Annotated in this window: 11 protein-coding genes and 2 pseudogenes; 12 read left to right on the top strand and 1 reads right to left on the bottom strand. The window is 65.9% G+C overall.

The features are described from left to right. The first annotated feature begins 1 nt into the window (after nt 1). The 9 genes and pseudogenes from WKH79_RS07265 to WKH79_RS07225 all read left to right on the top strand — a co-directional run bounded on the left by WKH79_RS07265 (nt 2) and on the right by WKH79_RS07225 (nt 11,594). Entirely contained in the window at nt 2-1,258 is a 1,257-nt protein-coding gene (locus tag WKH79_RS07265) for a putative peptidoglycan glycosyltransferase FtsW (RefSeq protein ID WP_341860099.1), read from the top strand. Continuing rightward, nucleotides 1,255-2,450, top strand: a pseudogene (gene murG, locus WKH79_RS07260) (undecaprenyldiphospho-muramoylpentapeptide beta-N-acetylglucosaminyltransferase). Before WKH79_RS07265 ends, murG begins: the two are co-directional and overlap by 4 nt. Further along, entirely contained in the window at nt 2,447-3,871 is a 1,425-nt protein-coding gene (gene murC / locus WKH79_RS07255) for a UDP-N-acetylmuramate--L-alanine ligase (protein ID WP_050600737.1), read from the top strand. The pseudogene murG and the gene murC overlap by 4 nt, the downstream one beginning before the upstream one ends. Next, nucleotides 3,868-4,784 (top strand): annotated as a pseudogene (gene murB, locus WKH79_RS07250) (UDP-N-acetylmuramate dehydrogenase). The gene murC and the pseudogene murB overlap by 4 nt, the downstream one beginning before the upstream one ends. Continuing rightward, nucleotides 4,781-5,755 (top strand): D-alanine--D-alanine ligase, encoded by a 975-nt coding sequence (locus WKH79_RS07245; RefSeq protein ID WP_341858464.1) that lies wholly within the window; start codon nt 4,781-4,783, stop codon nt 5,753-5,755. The pseudogene murB and the gene WKH79_RS07245 overlap by 4 nt, the downstream one beginning before the upstream one ends. Next, nucleotides 5,748-6,656, top strand: coding sequence for an FtsQ-type POTRA domain-containing protein (locus WKH79_RS07240; protein WP_341858463.1), 909 nt, complete (start codon nt 5,748-5,750; stop codon nt 6,654-6,656). Before WKH79_RS07245 ends, WKH79_RS07240 begins: the two co-directional genes overlap by 8 nt. Next, the gene (gene ftsA / locus WKH79_RS07235; protein WP_341860072.1) at nt 6,656-7,942 is read left to right on the top strand and encodes a cell division protein FtsA; all 1,287 of its coding nucleotides are present in this window, start codon (nt 6,656-6,658) and stop codon (nt 7,940-7,942) included. The genes WKH79_RS07240 and ftsA overlap by 1 nt, the downstream gene beginning before the upstream one ends. A gap of 134 nt (nt 7,943-8,076) precedes the next feature. Then, nucleotides 8,077-9,864 (top strand): cell division protein FtsZ, encoded by a 1,788-nt coding sequence (gene ftsZ, locus WKH79_RS07230; protein ID WP_341860071.1) that lies wholly within the window; start codon nt 8,077-8,079, stop codon nt 9,862-9,864. Nucleotides 9,865-9,911: 47 nt separating this feature from the next. Beyond that, nucleotides 9,912-11,594: an SPOR domain-containing protein gene (locus WKH79_RS07225; RefSeq protein ID WP_341860069.1), complete on the top strand. Its 1,683-nt coding sequence runs from the start codon at nt 9,912-9,914 to the stop codon at nt 11,592-11,594. Between the two features lie 539 nt (nt 11,595-12,133). On the opposite strand, the gene WKH79_RS07220 is transcribed toward WKH79_RS07225, so the two are convergent. Next, on the bottom strand, nt 12,134-12,631 hold the full coding sequence (locus WKH79_RS07220) for a hypothetical protein (RefSeq protein WP_341860068.1): 498 nt from the start codon (nt 12,629-12,631) through the stop codon (nt 12,134-12,136). A gap of 133 nt (nt 12,632-12,764) precedes the next feature. On the opposite strand from WKH79_RS07220, the gene WKH79_RS07215 reads away from it, so the two are divergent. From WKH79_RS07215 to WKH79_RS07205, 3 genes are all read left to right on the top strand, one after another. Further along, on the top strand, nt 12,765-13,595 hold the full coding sequence (locus WKH79_RS07215) for a hypothetical protein (protein WP_341860067.1): 831 nt from the start codon (nt 12,765-12,767) through the stop codon (nt 13,593-13,595). A 163-nt stretch (nt 13,596-13,758) separates the two neighbouring features. Beyond that, a complete protein-coding gene (locus tag WKH79_RS07210) occupies nt 13,759-15,147 on the top strand; it encodes an O-antigen ligase family protein (RefSeq protein ID WP_341860066.1) in 1,389 nt (462 codons plus the stop codon). 139 nt (nt 15,148-15,286) lie between these two features. Then, nucleotides 15,287-15,523, top strand: a complete 237-nt coding sequence (locus WKH79_RS07205; protein WP_341860065.1) for a hypothetical protein — start codon at nt 15,287-15,289, stop codon at nt 15,521-15,523. Nucleotides 15,524-15,886 lie beyond the last annotated feature (363 nt).

Genomic DNA, 15,886 nt, shown 5'->3' with positions numbered 1-15,886 from the left:
GATGCAGCCCTACGTTCCCGGCAAGCGCCAGCCCGCGCATATGCCCAAGGGCAAGCTGTCGCGCTGGTCCGAGCTCAAGATCTGGTGGCGCGAGATCGACCGCGTGCTGCTGCTGCTCGTGCTGCTGCTGATGAGCTTCGGCACGATCGCGGTGGCTGCCGCCAGCCCTGCCAGCGCCGATCGTCTCTCCACTTCCAGCCAGACGCTCGATCCGCTGTATTTCTTCTACCGCCACCTTGCCTGGCAGATGCTTGCGCTGGGCACGCTGTTCGGCGTGTCGATGCTGACCCGCGACAGCGCGCGGCGGTTCGGGCTGCTGCTGGCCGCGGGCATGACCGGGCTGCTGTTCCTCGTCCCGCTGGTGGGCGCGGAAATCAACGGCGCACGGCGGTGGATCAATCTGGGGATGCAGTTCCAGCCGTCGGAATTCCTCAAGCCCGGCTTCGCCATCGCCACGGCCTGGATCCTGTCGTGGCGGATGCGCGATCCCAACATGCCGGTGGCGGGCATCGCCACCGCCTATGTCGCGCTGATCGCCGCGCTGATGATGATGCAGCCCGATTTCGGCGGCACGATCCTGTTTGCGGGCGTGTGGTTCGTCGCGATGATCCTGTCGGGCATCGACATGAAGCGGATGGGGGCAGTGATCGGCGGCGTGATCATTGCGCTGACCGCGACCTATTTCCTCTATGACAACGCCCGCCACCGCATCGACAGCTTCATCGGCGGGGGGACCGCCTACGACCAGGTGGATCTGGGAGCACGCACGCTGACGGCGGGCGGCTGGACGGGCGCGGGTTACGGCCTCGGCATCCGCAAGATGAGCCTGCCCGAAGCGCATACCGATTACATCTTCAGCGTCATCGGCGAGGAATTCGGCCTGATTGCCTGCGCGATGATCGTGCTGGTCTATCTCGCCATTGTCGGGCGCGTGCTGATGCGCCTGCTCGACGAAGAAGACCTGTTCGCGCTGCTGGCCGGGGCTGGCCTGATCGCGCTGCTCGGCGGACAGGCGTTCATCAATATCTTGGTCAACCTGCAGCTTTTCCCGTCGAAGGGGATGACCTTGCCGCTGGTCAGCTATGGCGGATCGTCGACCATTGCGATCTGCCTCAATGTCGGTCTGCTGCTGGCGATAACGCGGCGCAATCCGTTCCTGAAAAGCCGGACCATTGGGCTTGGCGACAGGCTCGGCTTCGGGCAGACGGCCCCGATGAAAGACACCGCGCCTTCCCCGCACCGCGAGATCCACCCATGACCGGTGCCAGCCGCCATTATGTCCTTGCCGCCGGGGGGACGGGCGGACATCTGTTGCCCGCCTTCGCGCTGGCCACCGAACTCGAACGGCGCGGCCATCACGTCGCGCTGATCACCGATACGCGCGGCGCGCAAATCCCGGGCAAACCCGATTTTCTGCCCGCCCATGTCATTCCCGCGGGCCGGTTCGGCAAGAACCCGCTCAGCTGGATCAAGGGCATCCGCGCGGTGCTGCAGGGCCGGCGCATGGCGCTGCGCCTGTTCGACAGTTTCCAGCCCAGCGCGGTGGTCGGGTTCGGCGGTTACCCGTCGCTGCCGACCGTGCTGGCAGCAAAGAGCGCGGGCGTGCCCACCGTGGTGCATGAACAGAACGCGGTGCTGGGCCGGGTGAACCGGCTGTTTGCGCGGCATGTCGATGCGATCGCCACTGCCTATCCTGAAGTCGAACGGCTCGATCCCAAACATTCCCGGAAAGTGCATCTGGTCGGCAATCCGGTACGCGCGGGCGTATTGTCGCTGCGCGACGAACCCTTCCCGCCACTGGGCGAGGAAGGCCTGCTGCGGGTGCTGGTGACCGGCGGCAGCCAGGGCGCCCGCGTCTTGTCCGAAGTGGTGCCCGACGGGCTGTCGATGCTTCCCCCGCGCTGCGCCAGCGGTTGCAGGTCACCCAGCAATGCCGGCCCGAAGATCTCGACGCTGTGCGCGAGCGGTATCGCAACCATGCCATACCCGCCGAACTGGCGACCTATTTCGAGGACATGTCCGCGCGGCTGGCCGATGCGCATTTGTTCATCGGCCGCGCCGGGGCATCGACCATTGCCGAACTTACTGCCGTCGGGCGGCCGGCGATCCTCATTCCGTTGCCGATCGCGACCGATGATCACCAGGCCGCCAACGCCCGCGAACTGGCGAAAGCCGGCGGCGCGCGCGTGATCCGCCAGGAACGCTTCAATGCCAAGGAACTGGCCAAGCAGATCAAGGCACTGGCGGACAACCCGCAAGGGCTCGGCCGCGCGGCGCATGCCGCCTGGAATTGCGGCCGTCCGCGGGCGGTCGAGGATCTCGCCGATCTCGTCGAAAGCTTCGGCGGAGCAGATATGATGGATGTAATTCGCGTCGGCGGCAACAACGCCCGGGGCGCTTCGCAGGGCCTGCCGGCCGGACAGGGTGCAGTGCGGGAGAGTGCGGAATGAGGGGCGTTCCAACCGATATCGGGACCGTTCATTTCGTCGGCATCGGCGGCATCGGCATGTCCGGGATTGCCGAGGTGATGAACAATCTCGGCTATACCGTGCAGGGTTCCGACATGAAGGAAAGCGCGACCGTGGAACGGTTGCGCCAGCGCGGGATCGAAGTGGTGATCGGCCACGCCCCCGAAAACGTCGCAAGCGCGGCGGTCGTCGTGACTTCGACCGCGGTCAAGCGGACCAATCCCGAAGTCGCCTATGCGCTGGAAAACCGCATTCCCGTGGTCCGCCGTGCGGAGATGCTGGCCGAACTGATGCGGCTGAAATCCACTGTCGCGGTCGCCGGGACGCACGGCAAGACCACCACCACCAGCATGATCGCCGCGCTGCTCGATGCCGGCAAGATCGATCCCACCGTGATCAATGGCGGGATCATCGAACAATATGGTTCGAACGCACGGCTGGGCGACAGCGAATGGATGGTGGTGGAGGCCGACGAGAGCGACGGCAGCTTCCTGCGGCTCGACGGGACCATCGCGGTGGTCACCAATATCGATCCCGAGCACCTCGACCATTACGGCGATTTCGACGGGGTGAAGGACGCCTTCGTCGAGTTCATCCACAACGTCCCGTTCTATGGCGCGGCGATCCTGTGCATCGATCACCCCGAAGTACAGGCAGTGATCGGCAAGGTGCGCGACCGCAATGTCGTGACCTACGGCTTCAACCTGCAGGCGGATATCTGCGGGGTGAACATCCGCCCCGATGCGGGCGGCAATGTGTTCGACGTGATCGTGCGCCGCCGCGGGCAGGAGGATCGCCGGATCGAAGGCGTGCGCCTGCCGATGCCGGGACGCCACAATGTCCAGAACGCGCTCGCCGCGATTGCGGTGGCGATAGAGATGGGCTGCCCCGACGAGGTCATCTGTAACGGCTTTTCGGCCTTTGGCGGTGTCCGGCGCCGCTTCACCAAGGTTGGCGAAGTGCCCAGCGGCGCAGGCGTGGCGACGATCATCGACGATTACGGCCATCACCCGGTCGAAATTCGCGCGGTGCTGGGGGCGGCGCGCGAAAGCGCCGGGACGGGGCGCGTCATCGCCGTGGTCCAGCCGCATCGCTACACCCGCCTGCGCGACCTGATGGATGAATTCCAGAGCTGCTTCAACGAGGCCGACCAGGTCTATGTGACCCCGGTCTATGCGGCGGGCGAAGATCCGATCGAGGGCGCCGATGCCGAGGCACTGGTCGCCGGACTCAAGGCGCGCGGCCACCGCGCGGTGCAGAGCGTTGAGGACGAGGACGATCTGGCCGCGAAGCTGGCGGACGATCTCGCGGCGGGCGATTTCGTCGTCTGCCTGGGCGCGGGCGATATCACCTATTGGGCGGCGGGGCTCGCCAACGGGATTGCCAAGGCCAGTTCGGCATGAGCGCAGGGGCTGCCCCTATCGACACGCAGGGCCTGCGCGGCAAGCTGACTCCCGATGCGCCGCTGGCGAAACTGGTGTGGTTCAAGGCCGGCGGCGCGGCCGACTGGCTGTTCGAGCCGGCCGATCGCGCGGATCTCGAGCTGTTCCTCCAGCGGCTGGGCGGGCGCCTGCCGCTGATGGCGCTCGGGCTGGGGTCCAATCTCATCGTGCGCGATGGCGGGGTCGCAGGCGTGGTGATCAAGCTGGGCAAGCCCTTTGCCGGGATCGACGTCGAGGACGGGCACGTGCTTTCCTGCGGTGCGGGCGCGCATGGCATATTGGTGGCATCGACTGCCCGCGATGCGGGCATTGCCGGGACCGAATTCATGCGCGGCATTCCCGGGACGGTGGGCGGCTTCGTGCGGATGAACGGCGGCGCCTACGGCCGCGAGGTTGCCGATGTGTTGATCGATTGCGATGTCGTGATGCCCGATGGCGCGCTGGTCACCCTGGCTGCGGCTGACCTGCGTTACAGCTATCGCCATTCGCAGCTGCCCGAAGGCGCCGTGGTGGTCGGCGCACGTTTCCAGGGGCAGCCGGGCGACCCGGCCGAAATTGGCGCGAAGATGGACGCAATCGGCGATGCGCGCGAGAATTCGCAGCCGCTGCGCACCAAGACGGGGGCTCGACCTTCAAGAACCCTCCCGGCCAGAAGGCGTGGGAACTGGTCGATGCCGCCGGCTGCCGCGGCTTGCGCCTGGGCGGCGCGCAGGTCAGCGAAAAACACACCAATTTCCTCATCAATGTCGATGATGCGACCAGCGCTGATATCGAAGCGCTGGGTGAAGAAGTGAAGCGCCGTGTCCACGCGCATTCGGGGGTCGAACTCGAATGGGAAATCCAGCGCGTCGGGCGGCAGCAGGACAGGTCATGACCGAACTACCCAAGCTCCATATCGCCGTGCTGATGGGCGGCTGGGCCAATGAACGCCCCGTCAGCCTGATGTCGGGCGAGGGCATCGCCAAGGCGCTCGAGGAGCGCGGCCACCGGGTCACGCGCATCGACATGGACCGGCAGGTCGCGGCACGCATCGTCGAGGCCGCGCCCGATGTCGTGTTCAACGCATTGCACGGCGTGCCCGGCGAAGACGGCACGGTGCAGGGCATGCTCGACCTGATGGGCGTACCCTATACGCATTCGGGCCTCGCCACGTCGGTGATCGCGATCGACAAGCAGCTGACCAAGCAGGCGCTGGTGCCGCAGGGGATCCCGATGCCCGGCGGGCGGATCGTCAGAAGCGCCGATCTGCACGAGCGCGATCCGCTGCCGCGGCCCTATGTGCTGAAGCCCGTCAACGAAGGCAGCTCGGTCGGGGTGGCGATCGTCACCGATGATGGCGATTACGGCAATCCCATCGCGCGCACCGCCAAGGGGCCGTGGCAGGACTTTCCGCAGCTGCTTGCGGAGCCCTTCATCAAGGGCCGCGAGATGACCAGTGCGGTCGTCGATTTCGCCGATGGTCCGCGCGCGCTCGCAGTGACCGAGCTGAAACCCAAGAGCGGGTTCTACGATTTCGACGCCAAATACACCGACGGGCGGACCGATCACATGTGCCCCGCCGATATCCCGCAGGCGATCACCGACCTGTGCCTCGAATACGCGCTGAAGGCGCACCGGGTGCTGGGCTGCAAGGGCACCAGCCGGACCGATTTCCGCTGGGACGAGGAACAGGGCGAAGACGGGCTGTTCATCCTCGAAACCAACACCCAGCCGGGGATGACCCCGCTCAGCCTGGTGCCCGAACAGGCGCGCTTCGCGGGCATCGAATATGGCGAATTGTGCGAATTGATCGTGGCCGCCGCGCTGCGCGACCATGCCGGTACGGCGGGCGGCGGCGATGGCTAAGGTCAGGCGCAAGCCGACCGGCGTGCGCCGGTCCGCCGCGGCGCGCAATCGCAGCCAGAAGGCGCATGCCGCGCGCAAGCACACCAGCGGCCTGCTCGACCGGGTGATGGCGGCGCTGCCCTTTTCCGAAGAGCAGTGGCACAGGTTTTTCCTGACCGTCATCGTGGCGGCGGGGCTGGGCATCGCCTGGACCATTGCGAGCTTCGCGGGCGTTCCCGAACTGGCGCGGACCGAACTGGCGAAATCGGCTTCGCGGTCGGGCTTCGAGGTCAGCCGCGTGCAGGTATCGGGCGTCGAGCGGATGAACGAGCAACTCGTCTACGAACGCGTGCTGTCCGAGCAGGACCGCCCGATGCCGCTGGTCGACCTCGCCCAGGTACGCGAACGGCTGCTCGAACTGCCGTGGGTCGCCGATGCGCGCGTCTCGCGCCAGCTACCCGATACGCTCAAGATCAATATCGTCGAGCGCGTCCCGCACGCTGTGCTGCGCAAGCCCGACCGGCTGATGCTGATCGACCCGCAGGGGCACGAGCTCGAACCGGTGAGCGCAAAGGAGGCCGAAGGCAAGCTGCTGATCGAAGGGCCAGGAGCCGCGCGCCAGGTTCAGGAGCTGGGCCGCCTGCTCGATGCCGCGCCCGCGCTTAAGCCGCAGATCGCCTCGGCCGAATGGGTCGGCAATCGCCGCTGGAACCTGACCTTCAATTCGGGCCAGCTCCTGGCGCTGCCCGAAGGCGACCTCGGCGCCCCCGCGCTGGTCAAGTTTGCCCAGCTCGACGGGATGCACCGGCTGATCGGCGGGAAGCCCATCGCCATCGACATGCGCGTGCCCGACCGCGCCTATCTGCGCTGCGACGACGGGCCGTGCCCGAAGCAGATGTCGCTCAATGGCAGGAGCGACTGATGGCGACCCAGCAGCCCCGCATCGCCCGCGTCTTCGGCGCGGTGAATATCGGGTCCTTCCGCGTTTCCGCGATGATCATGGGGCAGGCCGAAGACGGCGCCATGATCGTGCTGGGTTCGAGCCACCGGGCGAGCGACGGGATCAAGCGCGGCTATGTCACCGACATGCGCACGGCGAGCCACGCCATCCGCACCGCGGTGGAAAAGGCCGAGGCCAACGCCAACACCTCGATCCAGAGCGTGTGGATCGGCTGCGCGGGCGCCGGGCTGTCGAGCAGGATTTCCAGCGTCGAGATCGCCATCGGCGGACGCCGGATCGAAGAGGACGATATCGAACACCTCCTCTACGCCGCGCGCGATCATCTGCATCCCGACGGGCGGATGGTGCTGCATGCGCAGCCGGCGCATTACACGCTCGACGGTGCGCACGGCGTCGCCAATCCCAAGGGGCTGCACGCCGAGGCGCTGGGCGTCGACGTCCATGTGACGCTGGCCGAAGGCGCGCCGGTGCGCAATCTGATCGAGGCGGTGCAGACCGCGCATCTCGATGTCGAAGGCGTCGTCGCAAGTCCGCTGGCCGCCGCGCATGCGTGCCTGACCGGCGAAGAACGCGACCTCGGCGTCGCGCTGGTCGAAATCGGCGCGCAGGTCACCAATGTCTCGGTGCATGCGGCGGGCATGCTGCTGGGGCTCAAGTCGATCCCCATCGGGTCGAACGACATCACCGATGCCATCGCGTCCTCGCTCGGCATTCGCCGCAGCCAGGCCGAACGGCTCAAATGCGTTTCGGGCTCGGCGATCGCCACCCCGACCGACCACCGAGAGATGATCCCGGTCAATGGCCCGGGCGAAGAACCGGGCGGACCGCTGGCGCGCGGGGCGGACGAACACAATCGCATCGCGCGCGCCGAACTGGTCGCGATCGTCACCGACCGGCTGGGCATCGCCACCGCCGAGATCGGCAAGGCGCTCAAGAGCATGGGCTTCACCGGCGCGCAGGGCGGGCAGGTCGTGCTGACCGGCGGCGGGGCCGAACTGCACGGGGTCGCAGAATTCATGCAGGGCGCGCTTGGCCGGCCGGTGCGGATCGGCAAGCCGCCCGTCCTGCAGGGCCTCCCCGAAGCGCACGCGACGCCGGGTTTTGCCACGCTCGCCGGGCTGTGCCTCTACGCCGCCGACGATCCCGTCGATATCCGTTCGGTCGGGCCACGCTACCAGCCGACCAAGCGTTATCGGGGCATGGGTCTGGTCAACCGTGTTTTTCAAGCGGTGCGTGAGTACTTCTGAGGCTTGATGCGGAGCCGGATTCCGCCTTTAGGCCTTGTGGATAAGGCTGGCGCGGCTTCGATCTGCGATTCGCTTTGTGCCAGTGTTGTGACATAAAGCCAGCACGTGACTTTCGAATACCCAGGGGACTCTTGATGAGTATCAATATCGGACCGGCATCGGACGACGATCTTCGTCCCAAGATCATGGTCGTCGGCGTCGGCGGTGCGGGCGGCAACGCCATCGCCAACATGATGGAAGCGAAGATCGAAGGCGTCGATTTCATCGTCGCCAACACCGATGCGCAGGCGCTCAGCACGTCCCCTTCCGAAAAGCGCATCCAGCTCGGTCCGGATATCACCGGCGGGCTCGGCGCAGGCGCCCGCCCCGAAGTGGGCAAGGCCGCAGCCGAGGAAACCGTGCAGGATATCGAGGACGCGCTCGACGGGGTGAACATGGTGTTCATCGCGGCGGGCATGGGCGGCGGCACCGGCACCGGTGCGGCCCCGGTCATCGCCGAGGCGGCGCGCAAGCGCGGCGTGCTCACCGTGGGCGTGGTTACCAAGCCGTTCCTGTTCGAAGGGACGCGCCGCATGCGCGCGGCCGAAGCGGGCATCGACGAGCTGCAGAAGCATGTCGACACGCTGATCGTCATTCCCAACCAGAACCTGTTCCTGGTCGCCAAGGCGGAAACCACCTTCAAGGAAGCGTTCCAGCTCGCCGACGAAGTGCTGCAGCAGGGCGTGCGCTCGATCACCGACCTGATGGTCATGCCGGGCCTGATCAACCTCGACTTCGCCGACGTGCGTTCGGTGATGAGCGAGATGGGCAAGGCGATGATGGGCACCGGCGAAGGCGAGGGCGACAACCGCGCGCTGGAAGCGGCCGAGCACGCGATCGCCAACCCGCTGCTCGACGGCGTGAGCATGGCCGGGGCCAAGGGCGTCATCATCTCGATCATCGGCGGCGAGGACATGAAGCTGCTCGAAGTCGACGAGGCGGCCAACCATATTCGCGAACTGGTCGACGAAGACGCCAACATCATCTGGGGTTCGGCGTTCAATCCCGATCTCGAAGGCAAGATCCGTGTGTCGGTCGTCGCCACCGGGATCGAGCCCGACGGTTCGGTTGCCGCTGCCCCCATGAGCAGCTTCGCCCCGCGCGAAAGCAGCGCGCCGCGGCGTCCGGTGCTCGACCTGCCAAGCGAAAGCGAAGCCGAAGACGAGCCGTTCGAACTCAACGAAGGTCTTTCCGCCGATCCCGAACCGGAAGCGCCGCGCGGTTTCGACCCGGCCCCGCAATCGCAGTCGCAGGCGTCTCCGCATGCCGATGCGGACGATGCCGATGCGCTTGACCTGACCGACGAAGCCGAAGAGGACGACGCGCCGCGCCCGTTCGGGTTGTCGCCCGCGACGTCGGGTTCCTCGGCGGAGCGCGACGAAGATGGCTATGACGACGTCGACGATATCGTCGACCCGCTGGCCGGGCTGCGCAACGAACAGACCGAACGTTTCGACAGCGACGATGACACCGGCGCGCCTGCTGCAGGCGGACATGGTTCGGAAGCCGAGCAGGGCCAGGCGGGTGAGTCCGCTGGCCGCGCTCCGCTCGACCTGTCGGGCGACATGCGCGAACCGTCGGCGTCGCAGGATGAATTCGAACTGGGCGACGAACAGGGCGCCAGCCCGCTGGCGAGCAAGCCGGTCCGCCGCCAGCCGATCGTGCCGGGTGACAGCCCGGCACCGGCCGCGCCGAGTGCTCCCGCCAGCGGCGCGGGTGCAGGGTCGGGATCGCTGCCCGGCAACACGCTGTTCGAGCGGATGGCCAATCTCTCGCGCGGTGCCAGTACCAGCGAAGAGGAAGACGAGGACGACGATGCCGATGGCGGCAATGGCGGCGGGTTGAACATCCCGCGTTTCCTCGGACGCCAGAACAACCAGTAAGCAGCCGTTTCAGCGCGGGTTAACGCCCGCGCTGCAAAGGATAGGACATGATTTCGACCCGGCGTCTTGCTGCTGCCACTGTACTGCTTGCCATGGCGGTGCAGGGCGCACCTGCGTCGGCCCAGCGCGAGATCGTGCAGCCCCTGCCGGGTGCGGGGGAGCAAAAACTGAGCGATGCGCTGTCGCGGCTGGCGCGCAACTCGCAGGACGTGACCGCGCTGCTCGACGCTGGCGAAGCCGCGCTTGAACTCGACGACATCGATGCGGCGATCGGCTTTTTCGGCCGTGCGAACGAATTGTCGCCCGGCAATCCGCGCACCAGCGTCGGTCTGGCGCGCGCCTATACGCGCTCGCACCGCCCGATCGAAGCGCTGCGCCTGTTCGCCGAGGCCGAGCGGGCAGGGGTGCCCGATACGCGGATGGCGCAGGATCGCGGCCTGGCCTTCGATCTCGTCGGCGATGCGGCCAGCGCGCAGCAGCTTTACCGTCTGGCACTGGACAATGGTGCGGGTGCGGAAACAGTGCGGCGGCTGGCGCTCAGCCAGGCGATCTCGGGCGACCGCGAAGCGTTCGAAGCCACGCTTTTGCCGCTGCTTCGCGACGGCGATGTCCCCGCGTTCCGCACGCGCGCTTTCGGCCTTGCGGTGCTCGGCGATGCGGAAGAGGCGAAGGATATCGCCAACACCGTGCTGCCTGCAGGGCTTGGCGCGCGGATGGCCGCCTATCTCGATTACATGCCCCGCCTGACCCGCGCGCAGCAGGCCGCCGCGGGCAATCTCGGCGTGTTCCCGCGCACCTCCAGCATCGGTACCGACGAAGCGGCGATCGCCGCCTATGCACCGCGCCCGGTGCAGTTGGCGCAGGCGGCACCGGCGGCTGCGCCGCAGGCACCGGGTACTCCCGCAAGTGCAGGGGCCAAAACGCCGGCTCCGGCACGCGGTCAACCGGCGCGACCGGGTGCGGGCAGTATGCCTCCCGAGCCGGCCGATCGGCTGCCTCAGGACACGGACGTCGCCGCCCCTGCAGAAGCATCCGCCGCGACCCCGGCCCCGACATCGAACCCTGTTCCGGCCCCAAGGACGCCCGCGCCTTCGCTCGCAGCGCCTCCCGCACGGCAGGCGGCCGCGCCGGAGCCGGCCGACCCGCCGGCAGGCCCCCGGATAGTCGCTGCCGTGCCGGACGACCCCGTACCCGCACGATCCGACCGGCCCGAGCCCACTGTGATCGCGCGCGTCGATCCGACGGCATCCGCGCAGCCGGTGGACACGGCAACCGCCTCAGCGTCACCGGCTTCGGGCACCGCCAGCGCGGGCGCAGCGGTGGGCAGATCGCTCGAGGATGCCTTCGACGGCTTCACGCTCGCGCCGCCGGCTCCGCCTCCGTCTGCCCCCGGCGCGGTCGACATCACGCGCATCGCCATCCCGCGCGAAAAGGTCAGGCCCAAGCCGCCACCGCCGCCCGCGCATCCCGCGCGCCACTGGGTGCAGGTGGCCACCGGCAAGGACCGCGCCGCACTCAAGTTCGACTGGCGCCGCATCACCCGCAGCGCCGAGGGCAAGCTCGACGGCACGGGCCCCTTCGTGACCCCGTGGGTCGAAGCCAACCGCCTGCTGTCCGGCCCCTACGACAGCGCCGCCGAGGCTCGTGAAATGGTCAACGAACTGAAGAAGATAGGCGTCGACTCCTTCCCCTTCACCAGCGCCGCGGGCGAAGCGGTCGAACCGCTGTGATTGCAATGAATTGTCCAATATCAACGCGTTGGGTGAGGATACTTGCGAATCTCTGCGATAGAGAGGCTGCATGTTACAAAGAATAATGAAACATTCTCGAGGTTGGAGATTTGTATGAACAGGTAGTATGTGTCAGATCGAATTTCGCTACCCGCTCCATCATCCGGCCAAACCCGCAGAAAATCGCCGTATTTGAGGCGGTTTAGCCGTATTTATACCCCTTACTGACACACATAGCTTCTCACGCGAGCGTTCACACCGCGTGTTGCGCCTCGCTCCAGCGCGAAGGTCTTTGACCCATCCGCAAGCAAACCTATTTGATCCGCTGGCGGTCGGGGGATGCGACGAGTTTGTCGGCGGTCGTATGCTCTAGGTCCGCCAGATTTAGGCCCATTGCTGAAGCGCGGCGCGATGCCTTGGGACGCCGATCGCGTACTCAACGAATTCAGATTCAAGATGGGACGTTTGAAATGGCCGATCTCTCCGGGCTTGATATCGGACGTCCCAGCGAAAACCTATGGTACTGGTAATGAGTTGCCTCATGTTCTGGTTTGCGGGGGTATCCTCTCGTCCTTTGCCCCCGCTGGCATTGTCGGAAAAACCTCGTGGTGCTCTTTCTGCAGCAGTGTGACACGTCTACGCCTTCTACATGCGGGCGCGAATTGAAATTGGCAGGAATGCGGACGGGCAAGGCGTGCCCATCGACATAGAGGAATTGCGGCACGCGTCTGCCCGTGCAGGGCAATTCGGGCTCGGGAAAATCGCACCTGCTGCGCCGTTTGCTGGAACAGAGCGCGGGCCTCGTCCAGCAGGCGGTGATCGACCCCGAGGGCGATTTCAGCAGCCTTGCGGACGAGTTCGACCATATCATTATCTATGGAGCGGCGCATTCGCCGGGCGAGATCGAAGCGCTGGCGCGTCAGGTGCGGCAGCACCGCGCCTCGGCCGTGCTGGCGCTCGAGGAACTCGAGGTGAAGCAGCAGATTCGCTGCGTCGCGCTGTTCCTCACCGCGCTGTTCGACGCCCCGCGCGAGCACTGGTATCCCGCGCTGGTGGTGGTGGACGAGGCGCAGATATTCGCCCCGCCGCGGCGGGCGAGATGGCCGAGGACACGCGCCGCGACTCGCCAAGCTGGCGAAGAACGTTGCCGCCGAGGCGTCCAATTTCCTGATGGGCCGCACCCTCCTCGATATCGACATGCAGCGCGCTGCCGGTCTCCTCGAAATGGACCGCAAGCAGGCGGAGCGCATCCGCGATCTCCAGCGCGGCCAGTTCCTGGGACTGGGACCGGTGATGAGCCGACGTCCTGTCGCGGTGCAGGTTGGCGCCACGCAGACCGGAGGCAAGAATGCCGGGCAGGGTCTGATGCGGCTACCCGAAACCGGAGGCGACGAGCTCGAGGCGCTGCTGCATGGGGAACTGGCGCAGGAAGCGCAGGTGAACGCGCCGCGTGTCGCCGCTCCCAAGCGCAAGACGATAAGCGAAGTCGAGCAGACGATCGTGCACCGCGCCAGCTTGCCTCTACCACCCCGGCCGGTCGAAGCGGAAGAGGCCCTGACACCACCGATCGCCTCCAAGGCCGCCCCGATGGAGGAGACCGAAACCGATACCGTCGACGAGCCTGCCCAGGTGAGCGTCGAGCGGATCGTCGAGGATCTGGCGCGGCAGGAGGGTGCAACCTTCCGTTCGACCGGCACACTGTTCCGAGAATTCCTGACCGCCTGCCGTCAGCATGGCGTGGGCAGCGCGCCTATCGACATGGGCGAATTTCGCCGGCTGTTCGCCTTCGCGCTTTCCGGCACTGGCAAGCTGTCGCCTGCGGCGCGCGCGACGATCGAGCGGCTGACCGAGGGTATGGAGGAGGATGTGCTCGCGCCCTACCTCACGATCGCGGTGGCCGCTTCACGGCCGCAACCGCCCCGACGAGGACGAGCTGGCGCGGGTATACGGCCGCTCATCGCCGGGTCGCATCCGCCGGCTGCTCGAGCATCTGGAGCGTAGCAACATGATTGCAGTTCGCCAGGATTTCGGTGGGGTACGGACGATCACCGTGCTGGGCCTCGAAGGCGTTCCCGCCGCTTGAAAACCACCGGGGGCCGGGGCTGCCGAGTTTTGCGACAGCTATTCGGTTTGCTCCGGGCCGGGAATTGGTTATTCGCGGCGCATGTCTCGTCATTCCGCTGCCTCCGATCGCGCATCGACCCTGTCCTTCTGGTTGCTCGTTGCCTTCCTCGTCATTCTCTGGGTAGCCGGCGGGGCCTCGCGCGCCGATGTTCTCGGGCAGGCGGTCGTACGGTTCTTCGCCTGGTCGATCCTGGTGGTGGCGATTTTCACGCTCCCGCGGGTGGACTGGCGTGTGGTCAAGGAGCCGGCCATCATCCTGGGTGCAGCAGCCCTGCTGGTCGCCCTGCAACTGGTTCCCCTGCCACCCTCGATCTGGACCGAGCTCCCCGGCCGCGCGATCTTCATGGAAGCGGCGGTGCTGACCGGAGCGGAACAGCCCTGGCGGCCACTTTCGATCTCGCCGAGCGGCACATCCAATGCACTGGCCTCGCTGATCGTGCCCGCGGTAGTCTTGCTGCTCGTGGCCAACCTGACCCGCGAACAGCATTGGCGGATCGCGATTCTGGTGCTGGGCTTGGTGGTTGCTGGGGCGGTTCTCGGGGTGCTGCAGTTCTCGGGGGCGAATTATGATAACCCGTTGATCAACACTGTGTCCGGCGCCGTGGCCGGCAATTTCGCCAACCGCAATCACTTTGCCCTGTTCTTGGCGATCGGAGTGGTTCTGGCGATGGCTTGGGCCTTTCGCGACGAGACCCTGCCCTGGAAAATCGCCGTGGCATTCGGGATGGTTGTTCTCTTCATCCTCATGGTTCTCGCAACAGGATCGCGAAGCGGCGTTATTGTCGGATTGGCAGGAATTGTGTTGACCTTCCTTGCCTTCCGCCGACGGGCAGCACAGCAATTCAAAGCCATTCCGCGCAAGATCGCGGTGCCTATTGTTTTCGTAGCAATCGCGGTTCTGATCGGCGCCATTTGGTTGAGCGTCGGTCTGGATCGCGCGGTTTCGGTTGATCGGGCGACGATGCTTGACGGTCAAGCCGATTTGCGGTCGCAGATCTGGCCGATCGTGCTGGAGATGAGCCAGCGATACTTCCCCGCCGGAACTGGCTTCGGGACTTTCGACCCGGTGTTTCGCATTGCCGAGCCCGATGGCCTGTTGAGCCCGCAATACATCAATCTGGCGCACAATGATTGGCTGCAGCTCTTCCTCGAAGGCGGTCTCGTCGCTGGCATCTTAATCGCAGCCGTCTTGGTATGGTATCTGTTGAAAAGCCTTCGCGCCTGGTCTGCGGCGGACGCGAACAGGGGGGCTCGGGTGCTTGCCAAAGTGGGCACGATCTTGATCGCCCTCATACTCGCAGCAAGTGTTACGGATTATCCGTCACGCACGCCCATGGTGATGGCCATACTGATGCTCGCGTCGGCCTGGCTTGTTGCACCGGGATCGAAGAAAGCCGATACCGTCCCGACTCAGCCAAGCAGTTCCTGATCGGTCGAAGGTCTGAGAACTGCCGGTTCAACGGTCGAATGCTTTCGTTTGAAGGGCTCCAAATAGCCTCAGGGGTTGGGCTCTTGCGCACGCCGGAATTCGTGCTTCATGAGTGTAGGCGGCCGGCTCTCGAAAACCGATGGGGGTTACCACACGCTTGGCTCGGCCGGTCTATAAAACCGTGGTGGTCGGCGAGCGGCTCAAGGTTCACCTGATCGGTTCGAGGATCTTTGTGTTGCGCGTCGGCAGCGGGGCCGAGGAACTTATCTTCGATATTACCGAAACCCGGCTTATAAGCGAAACGATCCATGGCGTCCGGCTCAACGGGGGTGGGTCCGTCGACAAATTCCGGGTCCTTTCGCGGGAGGCCATCTGATGCGCGTTGCCGAGTAAGTTTCCGTCCGGCCCCGTGACTAGCACCTGCCCGTGAGCTCGCTGGCGTCGCGGTTCTGTTCGATCGAGGCGTAGGTCCTTGAGTTCGAACGCAGCGCCGAAAACTGCGCCACCTTGGCTACCGACTATTTCCGGCGCGAGACCAGGGTCTACCAATATTACAGCGTCGATGCCGAGGGCTTCGCCGACTCGCTGGCCGCGGTCGAGACCTGACCGAGAGGGCAGGGGCATCGGTGAGGAGCCTTTCAGACTTCGTCTTCGGGTTCAGCCAGGCCGAGCCCATTCAAGCATTGGGCAATTCGAATGCAAGCAACATCTTGCGTGCAACCGCTTAGGCAAGGCAAAA

This window comes from Qipengyuania sp. GPGPB31 (genome assembly GCF_038396345.1).
Taxonomy (GTDB): Bacteria; Pseudomonadota; Alphaproteobacteria; order Sphingomonadales; family Sphingomonadaceae; genus Qipengyuania; species Qipengyuania citrea.
The sequence above is the reverse complement of the archived record's forward strand: the minus strand, read 5'-3'. Positions and strand labels throughout refer to the sequence as shown.

What these genes read in the sequence shown, in the direction of transcription:
- murC (WP_050600737.1), top strand. Translation starts at nt 2,447, where the DNA reads ATGAGGGGCGTTCCAACCGATATCGGGACCGTTCATTTCGTCGGCATC.
- WKH79_RS07225 (WP_341860069.1), top strand. Translation starts at nt 9,912, where the DNA reads ATGATTTCGACCCGGCGTCTTGCTGCTGCCACTGTACTGCTTGCCATG.
- WKH79_RS07240 (WP_341858463.1), top strand. Translation starts at nt 5,748, where the DNA reads ATGGCTAAGGTCAGGCGCAAGCCGACCGGCGTGCGCCGGTCCGCCGCG.
- WKH79_RS07265 (WP_341860099.1), top strand. Translation starts at nt 2, where the DNA reads ATGCAGCCCTACGTTCCCGGCAAGCGCCAGCCCGCGCATATGCCCAAG.
- ftsZ (WP_341860071.1), top strand. Translation starts at nt 8,077, where the DNA reads ATGAGTATCAATATCGGACCGGCATCGGACGACGATCTTCGTCCCAAG.
- WKH79_RS07215 (WP_341860067.1), top strand. Translation starts at nt 12,765, where the DNA reads ATGGGCCGCACCCTCCTCGATATCGACATGCAGCGCGCTGCCGGTCTC.
- ftsA (WP_341860072.1), top strand. Translation starts at nt 6,656, where the DNA reads ATGGCGACCCAGCAGCCCCGCATCGCCCGCGTCTTCGGCGCGGTGAAT.
- WKH79_RS07245 (WP_341858464.1), top strand. Translation starts at nt 4,781, where the DNA reads ATGACCGAACTACCCAAGCTCCATATCGCCGTGCTGATGGGCGGCTGG.
- WKH79_RS07205 (WP_341860065.1), top strand. Translation starts at nt 15,287, where the DNA reads ATGGGGGTTACCACACGCTTGGCTCGGCCGGTCTATAAAACCGTGGTG.
- WKH79_RS07210 (WP_341860066.1), top strand. Translation starts at nt 13,759, where the DNA reads ATGTCTCGTCATTCCGCTGCCTCCGATCGCGCATCGACCCTGTCCTTC.